5 protein-coding genes and 3 rRNA genes are annotated in these 12922 nt (G+C 63.0%); 3 read left to right on the top strand and 5 right to left on the bottom strand.

The window, feature by feature from the left end; all coding sequences use genetic code 11:
* Window positions 1-280 precede the first annotated feature (280 nt).
* The 5 genes from JNUCC0626_RS00465 to JNUCC0626_RS00445 all read right to left on the bottom strand — a co-directional run bounded on the left by JNUCC0626_RS00465 (window position 281) and on the right by JNUCC0626_RS00445 (window position 8428).
* Window positions 281-1822, bottom strand: coding sequence for a deoxyguanosinetriphosphate triphosphohydrolase family protein (locus tag JNUCC0626_RS00465; RefSeq protein ID WP_394617609.1), 1542 nt, complete (start codon window positions 1820-1822; stop codon window positions 281-283).
* Window positions 1823-2430: 608 nt separating this feature from the next.
* Window positions 2431-2547 (bottom strand): 5S ribosomal RNA (rrf, locus tag JNUCC0626_RS00460).
* Window positions 2548-2661: 114 nt separating this feature from the next.
* Window positions 2662-5746, bottom strand: a 23S ribosomal RNA gene (locus JNUCC0626_RS00455).
* A gap of 337 nt (window positions 5747-6083) precedes the next feature.
* A 16S ribosomal RNA gene (locus JNUCC0626_RS00450) occupies window positions 6084-7600 on the bottom strand.
* Together the 16S, 23S and 5S rRNA genes form the textbook arrangement of a ribosomal RNA operon.
* A 369-nt stretch (window positions 7601-7969) precedes the next feature.
* Window positions 7970-8428, bottom strand: coding sequence for a nitroreductase family deazaflavin-dependent oxidoreductase (locus tag JNUCC0626_RS00445; protein WP_394617608.1), 459 nt, complete (start codon window positions 8426-8428; stop codon window positions 7970-7972).
* Between the two features lie 57 nt (window positions 8429-8485).
* On the opposite strand from JNUCC0626_RS00445, the gene JNUCC0626_RS00440 reads away from it, so the two are divergent.
* From JNUCC0626_RS00440 to JNUCC0626_RS00430, 3 genes are all read left to right on the top strand, one after another.
* Window positions 8486-9880 carry a lycopene cyclase family protein gene (locus JNUCC0626_RS00440; RefSeq protein WP_394617607.1) on the top strand — a complete coding sequence of 465 codons (1395 nt, stop codon included), beginning with the start codon at window positions 8486-8488 and terminating at the stop codon, window positions 9878-9880.
* 123 nt (window positions 9881-10003) lie between these two features.
* Window positions 10004-11680 (top strand): GGDEF domain-containing protein, encoded by a 1677-nt coding sequence (locus tag JNUCC0626_RS00435; protein WP_394617606.1) that lies wholly within the window; start codon window positions 10004-10006, stop codon window positions 11678-11680.
* Between the two features lie 154 nt (window positions 11681-11834).
* On the top strand, window positions 11835-12899 hold the full coding sequence (locus JNUCC0626_RS00430; protein ID WP_394617605.1) for a carboxylate-amine ligase: 1065 nt from the start codon (window positions 11835-11837) through the stop codon (window positions 12897-12899).
* The last annotated feature ends 23 nt before the right edge of the window (window positions 12900-12922 follow it).

The raw sequence follows: 12922 nt of genomic DNA, 5'->3' as shown, positions 1-12922 counted from the left end.
GCCTCACAAACCTGGCCCCAACAGGACAACGCCATCGGCCGCCGTCTCAGATGGCTGCACAGAACAACGTTCCCGAGCCCGCCGACCCTCGCCAAACACAAACAGGACGACGTCCGCGCCCTCCATCGCAGGCGAACGCCCCTGCCTTCTGTCACAGGCGAACGTCTCGGGCCGCCGTCACGGGCGAACGTCTCGGGCCGCCGTCACAGGCCAACATCCCGCCTTCGTCCCGCCTTCGTCCCCGCCCGCCGTCACAGGACAACGCCCCAGCCCGCCGCCATCACAGGACAAATGCGTCAGTCCACAACTGACCGGTCCTCCCGGACAACGCCTCCAACAACGCCGCAGCCTGGTTGTCCGTCAGCGAAGCCACGAAGTCCACCACCGCCCGCCCCCGAGCGAGCCCCCTGACCACATCGGGCCCCACCGGCATCTCCCCGATCGCACCGACCAATGTGGACGGCTCCGTCCGGGCGAGCGCCGCGTACTCCGTTTCGGCCAGCTCCACCAGATCGTGCAACCGCCGCGGCAACCGATCCGCCTCAGCCCGATCGGTCACCCACTGCTCCAACGCATCCACCAACGAGCTCAACAACCGAGCCTGCCCCCGCTGATGCAACGCCAAATCGGGCCGCAACAACACAAACCGCCGATGCACGAACTTCAACACCTGCACCTCGTGCCACTGCTGCACAGCCAGCACAACGTGCCCCGACCGAGCCGTGGGCTCCTCGATCACCCCGACCGCGTCCACCAACCGCCGAGTCCACCGAGCACTGAACCCGGCCACCGCCTGCTCGGCCTCAACGGACCCGTCGAACGGCACCGCCAACAGCCCGTCCACGAGCTCCTTGCTGACCTTCCGCACGGCCATGGCGAACGCCTCGTCGCTCATGACCCACGAGTCCTTCAAATGCATCCGCCGCCGCAACGTCTCCAACGACCGCCCGGGCATCCGAATCTCGGCGTTGAGCTCCCCATCGCTCAACCCGGCCAAATCCAACGCCTGCGCCTGCCAAGTCCCCAACTCGGCCGCAACAGTCGCGTGCTGCAACACCCCGACCCGATGAAAGTCCTCAAGGTCATGAATCGCGTAGGCGATGTCGTCCGCGGTGTCCATGACGCTCGCCTCAACAGTCTGCTGCCACGACTCGATCCGCCCCTCGAACGGCTCCCGAGCCTGCCGCAGATCATTGGTCTCCGTGACGTAGGCCGAGAACTTCGAACTACCGGTCCCCGGCATGTCCTCAGGCTCCGAAGCCCCCCGAGGCGCCACCTCCACCCCGAGCTCCTGGTGCCGAGTCCACGGGTACTTCAACATCGCCGCCCGCACCGCCACCGTCAGGTCCAACCCGAGCGCCTTGGGCCCACGAACATCCGTGGTGGTCACGATCCGAAACGACTGAGCGTTCCCCTCGAACCCGTCCGGCAACCCGAACCGGTGCCGAGCCAGCCGATCCAACACCTGCTCCCCGAGGTGCCCGAACGGCGGGTGCCCCAGGTCGTGGGCCAACGCAGCCGCCTCCACCACGTCGGGGTCGCACCCGCCCAACTTCTCCAGCACCGCGGTCAACTCGGGCCGGTTGGTCAACCGCTCGGCAATGGCCCGTGCCGCCTGCGCCACCTTCAAGCTGTGGGTGAGCCGGTTGTGCACCAACAGCCCAGACCCCGTGGAGCTCACCACCTGCGTCACTCCACCAAGCCTCGCGAAGAACGGGCTGCTGGCCACCCGATCTCGGTCCACCCGGAACGGATTGGTGGCGAGGTCGGCCGTCCTGCCCACCCCGGCGGACCGACGGGCGGCACGTTGCTCGTTGTGCATGGCAAAGAAGGTACCCGGCAGGCACCAGCAGCCGGCTCCTCACGCGACTTCCTCATAGCGCGGCGAAGATGACCATGGTTTCGTGACACCCCCTCCGAGCCCGCTCGTGGAAATGACTAATAGAGGGAGCGGCGGCCAAATCCGGACAACCCTCACCCGATCGAGTTAGCGGTTCGCTGCGCTCCCGTGGGTGGGCGGCGACGCGACTCGTGTGAGTGGGCGGCCGGCGCACATCGCACCCCTCGGGTGAGGCGGCGAACATCGCTCCCGTGGGCGGGTGCCAGACATCGAGGTTGAGGGATGCGTGGGGTGGGTGGCTTCGAAGGTGTTTGGGGACCGCTAGGGGTGCCACAAGACCGAGGTCCTTGGTTCGTGTGGGGTTCCATGGACCGTCACGTACCAAGGACCATCGTGAACTGAGGAGCGAGACCGGAGGTTGTGCGCTGGTGCTGGCTGTGCGCCGCGGCTGCAGTCGGTTGTCGGGGTCGGCTTGTGGTCGTGCCGGCCTGCGGCGTGAACGGACCGTTCGCGCTGGGTTCTGGAGACAGCAGAAAGCCCCCGAGGGGAGCGCTTGTGGCGCTCGACCCTTGGGGGCTTTCTGTACGTAAGTTCGGCGGCGACCTACTCTCCCACACCGTAACCAGTGCAGTACCATCGGCGCAGAAGGGCTTAACTACCGGGTTCGGAATGGGACCGGGTGTTTCCCCAACGCTATAACCACCGAAACACTATGGAAATATCAACCTGAACCCCGAGCCGGCAGGATGTTCTTGCCCCTGCCTGGGGTCGATCGGTTCTGGTTGTTCTCCCAGAACCGCACAGTGGATGCGTAGCGTCTTTGTAACAAGTCCTCGGCCTATTAGTACCAGTCAGCTCCAACCGTTACCGGTCTTCCACCTCTGGCCTATCAACCCAGTGGTCTAGCTGGGGGCCTTAACTCACGAAGAGTGGGATACCTCATCTTGGAACGAGCTTCCCGCTTAGATGCCTTCAGCGGTTATCCCTTCCGAACGTAGCCAACCAGCAATGCTCTTGGCAGAACAACTGGCACACCAGCGGTCCGTCCGTCCCGGTCCTCTCGTACTAGGGACAGCCTTCCTCAAGTATCCTACGCGCGCGGCGGATAGGGACCGAACTGTCTCACGACGTTCTAAACCCAGCTCGCGTACCGCTTTAATGGGCGAACAGCCCAACCCTTGGGACCTACTCCAGCCCCAGGATGCGACGAGCCGACATCGAGGTGCCAAACCATCCCGTCGATATGGACTCTTGGGGAAGATCAGCCTGTTATCCCCGGGGTACCTTTTATCCGTTGAGCGACCACGCTTCCACAAGCCATGGCCGGATCACTAGTTCCGACTTTCGTCCCTGCTCGACCCGTCAGTCTCACAGTCAAGCTCCCTTGTGCACTTGCACTCAACACCTGATTGCCAACCAGGCTGAGGGAACCTTTGAGCGCCTCCGTTACTCTTTGGGAGGCAACCGCCCCAGTTAAACTACCCACCAGGCACTGTCCCTGATCCGGATTACGGACCGAGGTTAGACATCCAATACGACCAGAGTGGTATTTCAACGATGACTCCACAACCACTGGCGTGGCCGCTTCACAGTCTCCCACCTATCCTACACAAGCCGAATCGAACACCAATACCAAGCTATAGTAAAGGTCCCGGGGTCTTTCCGTCCTGCCGCGCGTAACGAGCATCTTTACTCGTAATGCAATTTCGCCGGGCCTGCGGTTGAGACAGTCGAGAAGTCGTTACGCCATTCGTGCAGGTCGGAACTTACCCGACAAGGAATTTCGCTACCTTAGGATGGTTATAGTTACCACCGCCGTTTACTGGCGCTTAAGTTCTCAGCTTCGCCACCGAAGTGACTAACCGGTCCCCTTAACGTTCCAGCACCGGGCAGGCGTCAGTCCATATACATCGTCTTGCGACTTCGCATGGACCTGTGTTTTTAGTAAACAGTCGCTTCTCGCTGGTCTCTGCGGCCGTCTCGCCCTAGCCTGCAAGAGGCTTCAAGCGCTACGGCCCCCCTTCTCCCGAAGTTACGGGGGCATTTTGCCGAGTTCCTTAACCACAGTTCGCCCGATCGCCTTGGTATTCTCTACCTGACCACCTGTGTCGGTTTGGGGTACGGGCCGCGTGAAAGCTCGCTAGAGGCTTTTCTCGGCAGCATGGGATCACTCTACTTCGCCTCAATCGGCTACGCATCACGTCTCAGCCTTAATGAACTGCGGATTTGCCTACAGTTCGGCCTACACGCTTGCACCAGTACTACCACTCACTGGCGGAGCTACCCTCCTGCGTCACCCCATCGCTTGACTACTACAAGTTCAGGTCCCGCGCTCCACAGACCCCATAGCCCCGAAGGGCGTCTGGAGGTGCTTCGGGCGGTTAGTATCACAAGGTTCATCATGGGCGCGTTCACACGGGTACGGGAATATCAACCCGTTGTCCATCGACTACGCCTGTCGGCCTCGCCTTAGGTCCCGACTTACCCTGGGCGGATTAGCCTGGCCCAGGAACCCTTGGTCATCCGGCGGACGAGTTTCTCACTCGTCTTTCGCTACTCATGCCTGCATTCTCACTCGCATAGCGTCCACGGCTGGATTACTCCGCCGCTTCAACCGCTACACGACGCTCCCCTACCCATCCCAGCTTGCGCTGAAATGACACAGCTTCGGTGGTGTGCTTAAGCCCCGCTACATTGTCGGCGCAGGACCACTTGACCAGTGAGCTATTACGCACTCTTTAAAGGGTGGCTGCTTCTAAGCCAACCTCCTGGCTGTCTGTGCGACCCCACATCCTTTCCCACTTAGCACACACTTAGGGACCTTAGCTGGCGTTCTGGGCTGTTTCCCTCTCGACTACGAAGCTTATCCCCCGCAGTCTCACTGCCGCGCTCTAACACACCGGTATTCGGAGTTTGGTTGATTTCGGTAAGCTTGTGGGCCCCCTAGACCATCCAGTGCTCTACCCCCGGTGAGAAACACACGACGCTGCACCTAAATGCATTTCGGGGAGAACCAGCTATCACGGTGTTTGATTGGCCTTTCACCCCTAACCACAGCTCATCCCCCAGGTTTTCAACCCTGGTGGGTTCGGGCCTCCACGCGGTCTTACCCGCGCTTCACCCTGGCCATGGCTAGATCACACCGCTTCGGGTCTAGACCACGCGACTCAAGCGCCCTATTCAGACTCGCTTTCGCTACGGCTACCCCACACGGGTTAACCTCGCCACGTAGCACTAACTCGCAGGCTCATTCTTCAAAAGGCACGCCGTCACCCCTAAAGGCTCCGACGGATTGTAGGCACACGGTTTCAGGTACTATTTCACTCCCCTCCCGGGGTACTTTTCATCTTTCCCTCACGGTACTAGTCCGCTATCGGTCACCAGGGAGTATTTAGGCTTAGCGGGTGGTCCCGCCAGATTCACAGCGAATTTCACGAGTACGCTGCTACTTGGGAACACTCTAAACAGACGCTAGGTTTTCGAGTACGAGGGTTTCACTCTCTACGCCCGTGCTTTCCAGACACGTTCCTCTAACCACACGTTTTCTGACTGTCTGCTAGTCCGGCAGAACTAGCCAAGAGGTCCCACGACCCCGCGAATGCAACCCCTGCCGGGTATCACACAGACGCGGTTTAGCCTCATCCGCTTTCGCTCGCCACTACTCACGGAATCACGGTTGTTTTCTCTTCCTGCGGGTACTGAGATGTTTCACTTCCCCGCGTTCCCTCCACATACCCTATGTGTTCAGGTATGGGTGACCCCACATGACTGGGGCCGGGTTTCCCCATTCGGACATTCTAGGATCTCAGCTCGGTTGACAGCTCCCCTAGACTTTTCGCAGTCTCCTACGTCCTTCATCGGCTCCTGGTGCCAAGACATCCACCGTATGCCCTTACTAACTTGCTACAAAGATGCTCGCATCCACTGTGCAGTTCTCAAAGAACAATCAGAAACCCTCGCACTACTGCGTGACGCCGGCCTGAACATCATCAGGTGGTTCATCCGCGGCAAGAGCCCGATCACTGAAAGACACTAAGCGTGTTCTCTCAGGACCCAACAGCGTACCGATCTATTCACTCAGCCCTCTCTGAACCTTTCCACGCGGCGAACCGCAGTACTCACTTCAGCGACAACTGTGCGTCAAGCCAGCCAGCATCCACTAATGAGCCCTACCCCGCTGAGCGAGTGCAGGTTCTGACCAGTGCGGAGACGTTTGCTCCGAACACTGGTAGATGCTCCTTAGAAAGGAGGTGATCCAGCCGCACCTTCCGGTACGGCTACCTTGTTACGACTTCGTCCCAATCGCCAGTCCCACCTTCGACCGCTCTCCCCCTTGCGGGTTGAGCCACGGGCTTCGGGTGTTACCGACTTTCGTGACGTGACGGGCGGTGTGTACAAGGCCCGGGAACGTATTCACCGCAGCGTTGCTGATCTGCGATTACTAGCGACTCCGACTTCACGGGGTCGAGTTGCAGACCCCGATCCGAACTGAGACCGGCTTTATGGGATTCGCTCCACCTCACGGCTTAGCAGCCCTTTGTACCGGCCATTGTAGCATGTGTGAAGCCCTGGACATAAGGGGCATGATGACTTGACGTCATCCCCACCTTCCTCCGAGTTGACCCCGGCAGTCTCCCATGAGTCCCCACCATTACGTGCTGGCAACATGGAACGAGGGTTGCGCTCGTTGCGGGACTTAACCCAACATCTCACGACACGAGCTGACGACAGCCATGCACCACCTGTACACCGGCCACAAGGGGGCCAATATCTCTACTGGTTTCCAGTGCATGTCAAGCCCAGGTAAGGTTCTTCGCGTTGCATCGAATTAATCCACATGCTCCGCCGCTTGTGCGGGCCCCCGTCAATTCCTTTGAGTTTTAGCCTTGCGGCCGTACTCCCCAGGCGGGGTGCTTAATGCGTTAGCTGCGGCACAGAGGGCGTGGAAGCCCCCCACACCTAGCACCCACCGTTTACGGCGTGGACTACCAGGGTATCTAATCCTGTTCGCTCCCCACGCTTTCGCTCCTCAGCGTCAGTATCGGCCCAGAGACCCGCCTTCGCCACCGGTGTTCCTCCTGATATCTGCGCATTTCACCGCTACACCAGGAATTCCAGTCTCCCCTGCCGAACTCAAGTCTGCCCGTATCGACCGCAAGCTTGGAGTTAAGCCCCAAGTTTTCACGGCCGACGCGACAAACCGCCTACGAGCTCTTTACGCCCAATAATTCCGGACAACGCTCGCACCCTACGTATTACCGCGGCTGCTGGCACGTAGTTAGCCGGTGCTTCTTCTGCAGGTACCGTCACTTGCGCTTCGTCCCTGCTGAAAGAGGTTTACAACCCGAAGGCCGTCATCCCTCACGCGGCGTCGCTGCATCAGGCTTTCGCCCATTGTGCAATATTCCCCACTGCTGCCTCCCGTAGGAGTCTGGGCCGTGTCTCAGTCCCAGTGTGGCCGGTCACCCTCTCAGGCCGGCTACCCGTCGTCGCCTTGGTAGGCCATTACCCCACCAACAAGCTGATAGGCCGCGGGTCCATCCCATACCGCCGGAACTTTCCACCTTCAATCATGCGATCGAAGGTCGTATCCGGTATTAGACCTCGTTTCCAAGGCTTATCCCAGAGTACAGGGCAGGTTACCCACGTGTTACTCACCCGTTCGCCGCTCGTGTACCCCGAAGGGCCTTACCGCTCGACTTGCATGTGTTAAGCACGCCGCCAGCGTTCGTCCTGAGCCAGGATCAAACTCTCCAATAAGGATTGTGTTTGATCGCTCCAGACGGAATATGTCTGGCATCAATCTAGTCTTGCCTCAAAGGAACTACCTCGACGAGGAGGTAATTCATATATTACTGGCTGTGTTTCGGCACGCTGTTGAGTTCTCAAAGAACACGCGCTCACCGGTTCCAGTCTCCGTTTCCGGAGGCTTTCTCTCGGGGCTGGCTGTGTTCGCTTCTTTGGGAAGCTTATTTGGTCTTGCTCTCCGGTGTCAAATCGGCCTCTCGGAGGCTCTTTCTCTTCCGGTTTTTTGGCCAGGCCCGTTCCGGTCTGTATTTCCCGGCCCGTTTCGCTCTGACTTGGAGAACATTACACGGGGCCGTTTCGATCTCCAAATCGGGGGGTACCTCAGGCGCTCGAACCGCCGCTGACCTGCGCGTTCGTCACCGCGAAGACAGGATGGCGGTGCGCCTCCGCTTCGAACGCCGAGACGGCGTCACCGACCTTCGCGTCGAAGAAAGGCCTAGTCACGGGCTCCTTGCGGACGTAAGCGGCCAACACGGGCGCCGCAACGGCCGCGGAAACCTCGCGCAAATCGACTTGACGTGACCTACGTCCCCTTCGCAGCACGGCCTCGCCGGCGGCCCGTGCGTTGTGCACCCAGTCGCGAACGCCGTACGGCGCGACGAGCCACTCGGCACCGTCGTGCTCCATAAGACGAATGGGGATCGTGCGCGGTGCACCAGTGCGGCGGCCACGAATGGTCAGCAGTACGTAGTAGGAGGGCGCGATGCCGAGAGACACGGCGCGACTGATGACGACGTTGCCGATGCGACGCACAAGGTGCTGACGGTAGGTCTTGGCCACACGGTCAATCATGGACCTCATGACGTGCGGTGCGGTGGCGGTTGGCGGAGGTCGTAAGTGACGTACGACGTGATGGTGATCGGTGGAGGCCCCGCCGGCCGCGCACTCGCGCGCGCGTGTGCAGAGCTGGGACTCCACACAGCGATCGTTGACCGCCATCCGCACCGCCCCTGGACGGCGACTTACGGCGCGTGGGCAGACGAGCTTCCGTTCGGCACTCCGGTCAAAACCACGAGCACGGCCGTGATGGCCTATGCGCGCGAGGAACACCGCATCGACCGCACGTACGTAGTGCTCGACAACGCCAAGCTGCACGAACTGCCGGACACGGTTGATGTGCTCCAACGGCCAGAGGCGGCGCGCTACACGTTCAACGCCACAGGCGCTCGCAAGGGGCGTGCGGAGCAGACGGCTGTGGGGACGTTCATCAGCAGCACGAGCACCGAGGTGACGTTGATGGACTGGCGGGGTGATGGGGACACGTTCCTCTACACGGTGCCGGTGGGCGATGGCCGAGTGCTGGTCGAGGAGACGTGCCTGGCGAGGAGGCCGGGCATGCCGCTCGGGGAGCTTCGGCAGCGGCTTCGGGCACGTGGGTGGGGCGGACGGACAGGCGTGGAGGGTGCGGAGGAGGTGCGCGCCCACGGTGATACGGGTGAGGGGTCTGCGGGAGAAGGCCTGGGTGAGACGGGTGACGGACCTGCGGGGGAACGCCTGGGTGGGGAACGGGCGGGTGGAGGGCTGCGCGAGTGGGGTGCGGCAGCGGGGAGCGGCGGAGAGGGGCCGCGCGGGCGGGACGAGACAGGCGCGGGAGGGGTAGACGGCCTGGGTGGGGCCGAGGTGAGGGGAACGGGTGGCCGAGGTCGATCTGGTGCGGGGGATGTGGGTGTCCGGGGTGGGACAGGGCCTGGGGCAGCGGAGGGCGAAGGCGGGACGGGCGCGGGAGAAGCCGGCGGTCGAGCCGGGGCGGGAGGCGTGCGCGGCCGGGGGGCGGCTGGCATGGGCGGTGGGACGGGCACGCGGGACGTGGGTGGCCAAGGCCTGGAAGGGGTCGGTGAGGAGCGGGTTCGGTTTCCGTTGGACTCGCCTCGAGTTGGCGGGTTGGCGTTCGGGGCCTCGGCCGGCTTCATCCACCCCGCGACGGGATACAGCGTTGCCACGGCGCTTCAGTTGGCGCCGCGGGTGGCGGAGGCGTGCAAGGGTGGGCGGGATCCGCTGAAGGTCATTTGGCCGGCCAAGGCGCGGGTTGTGCACGCCATGCGGCGCAAGGGGTTGGAGGCGTTGCTGCGGCTCGATGCCGAGGAGACGAAGGACTTCTTCGAGTTGTTCTTTCGGCTTGATGCCGAGTTGCAGGTGGCTTATCTGTCTGGGCGGGAGGACGTTGTGGGGACGGCTCGGGCCATGGGGGTGTTGTTCAAAGGGGCTGGCCGGCTCAGGTGGAAACTCGTCTGACGTATCGCCTGCGTGAACGGTGAATCACCGTGCGCAGTGTCGTGGTGGCAGATGAGAGCCAACCTCATGAACAGCTGGTGAACCGGCTTGGAGGTCGGTACCGGCAGGTGCACGATCGAGGGCGTGCCCGCATTGCTGGATGACGTCAGGTTCGCCTTCCAGCCGCTGTTCAACCTGAACACCGGGGGCGTCGTGGCGATCGAGGCACTGGCCCGGCCGCACGACGGCAGCGTGCAGGATTTGCTTCAGGCCGCGTTTCGGGCCGGGTTGCTTGCCAACGCCGATGTCGGACTCGCCTGTCGTGCTGTCCGGTCTGCGGCCGACTTCGAGTTGATGTTGCCTTTGCACGTCAACCTGCTGGCGATCACGGTGGCGGACAAGCCCGAGGTCCTCAGTCCCCTCTACGGGGCGCTCCGGGACGCCAACCGAAGCCCTGACAGCGTGGTCATCGAGATCGGGGAGCCGTATTCGCGGGCCAATCGCGCGCGGCTTGCCCGGGGTATGCAGACGTTGCGGAACAACGGGTTTCGGATTGCGCTCGACTGCGTGGGTGAAGGTGATGTGCCGCTTGGGCTCCTGACGAGCGCCAGCCCGGACTACATCAAGCTCGATCGGGAGATCGTTCGGACGTTGCCCGACGATGCCGCGCGCGGGGCGTTGGTGAAGTCGTTGGTGCACCTGGGCGAGTACACCGGTGGGCAGGTGGTGGCCGAAGGGGTGGAGACCGAGGCAGAGCTCACGTACCTGCGGAAGCTCGGGGTCGGGTTCGCTCAGGGGAAGTTCTTGGCGCCGCCGCAGCGAAGACCGGCGGTGAACGCCCGCATCGCGCCTGAGGCGGTGACGGAGACCGGGGAGATCCGGCGGGCCAGCACGGGGCCGCGGATCACGGCCTTCCTGCATCCCGCGACGGTGTTGCCGGAGCACGCGACGAGTGACGAGGTGCGTGAGGTGTTCGCCACGCAGCCTTCGATCACCGGGGTCGTGTTGTTGGACGGCGAGGGGCGGCCGAAGTGGTCTGTGGACCGCAATCGGTTCCTGCTAGCCGTGACTGGGCCATATGGCCATGCGTTGCACGCGAAGCGTGAGGCTGCGCGGCTGGCGGACAAGCCCCACATCATCGGTACGGAGTCGTCGGCGCTGGATCTGCTGGACGTGGTGGCCGGTGCGAACCGGGAACGCACCAACGACGACCTCATCGTCGTGGACCACAACGAGCGGTGCATGGGTGTTGTGCGCGTGGCGGACGTTGTGCGTGGTGTGGCTGAGTTGAAGGTGGAGCAGGCGGCCGCACTCAGTCCGCTCACGAGGCTGCCCGGTAGTGACGCGATCGCCAAGGAAGTGGACCGGCGCATCGAGGTCGGCGAGATCTTCGCGATCTCGTGGTTGGACGTGGACAGCTTCAAGCTCGTGAACGACACGGTCGGGTTCGCGGCGGGCGACGACCTCATCCGCGAGATCGGGCACGACCTGGCGGACCTGGCGCACGCGTTTCCCGGGGTGGCGGTCGGGCACGTCGGTGGTGACGACTTCCTTCTGCTGGCGGGCTTGGACGAGACGGTGCCGCTGAGTGCTCGTCTGCTCGACAAGCCGTACACGGCAGAGGGACGACACGTCACCCTCTCTCTTGCGACCCTTATCTGTGCCCCGGGATCAGTGGGCTCGTATCGCGAGGTTTCGCGATTGCTGGCGCCAGTGAAGGAGCACGCGAAGTCGCTCGGTGGGTCCAGCTGGGTCATGGGCCGGCCGGGGAGCGAACGACGTGACGTGCTGCGTGGTGTCCCGCAACGCGCGGTGAGCTAGGAAGTACAACCGAACGCCTCCTGTGCGGCGCGCTGATCACTCATAGCATCGAGCGTGCTACTCAATGCACAGGAGGTTCGGCGTGCAGGTCGGCGGCAGAACTCAATCGGTACCCGCGCAGCGCAGAAGCACGGACGGCCTCCTCACCGTTGGCGTGGAAGAAGAATTCGTTCTCGTCGAAGCGGCCACCGGGCATTTGGCCAACCGCGCCAAGGACGTTCTCGCCGGTGCGGACCGGTACGAGGTCGATCTGCAGCAGGAAATCGCGCAATACCAGGTGGAATCGGCCAGTGGCGTCTGCACGGACATGACCGTGTTGCGCGAACAGCTGGCCACAGCGCGGAAAGCGCTCATCGAACGGGCCGGGCGGCACGACGCGAGGCTCGCCGCGACCGGGACTCCGGTGCTGGGGCTCACGATGCCGACGCCGCTCACGAACTCCCCGCGCTACCACAAGATGGCGCAGGAGATGGGAGCGCTCACCAACGACCTCGCGATCTGCGGTTGTCACGTGCACGTGGGGCTGCCGGACGACGAGGCGAAGATCTTCGTCAGCAACCACCTCAGGCCGTGGCTGCCCACACTTCTCGCGCTGGGGGCGAACTCGCCGTACTGGCTCGACGGCGACACGGGCTACGCGAGCTGGCGGTACGTGGTCTGGAACCGTTGGCCCACTTCGGGTGCGCCGCCGCACTTCGAGTCCGCGGCCGAGTACTACGCGGCCCGGGAGGAGATCGTCGCGAGCGGCGCGGCGATCGACGCGGGGATGCTCTACTGGGACGTCCGGCTGTCGGCCCGGCACCCCACGCTGGAACTGCGGGTCTCGGACGTCGCGCCCACGGTCGAGGAGGCCGTGCTGATGGCCGCCCTGGTGCGCGGGATCGCGGCTACCGCACTGGGTTCCGGCGCACCTCCGCCGAAACTGCCGCCGCACCTGCTGAAGGTCGCGATGTGGCGGGCGGCGCGGGACGGCCTGGAGGGTTTCGGCATCGACCCGGTGACGGGGTCGCCGACGCCCGCGTCGTCGATCGTCGCGTCGTTGCTGCGGTGGATCCGTCCGGCGCTGGAGTTCGCCGGCGACTACGAGCTCGTGGCGACCGGGATCGACCGGTTGCTGCTCGACGGCACGGGCGCGGTGCGGCAACGGAGGGCGTTCGCGCGCAGGGGCAGGCTGGACGACGTCGTGGGTTTCCTGGTCGCGCAGACCTCGCCCGTCTGATCACTCGATCGGGTACACCTCTG

It is taken from the genome of Lentzea sp. JNUCC 0626 (assembly GCF_043632865.1).
Classification (GTDB): Bacteria; Actinomycetota; Actinomycetes; order Mycobacteriales; family Pseudonocardiaceae; genus Lentzea.
Note: the sequence above shows the minus strand (reverse complement) of the source record. Positions and strands in the feature narration are given on the sequence as shown.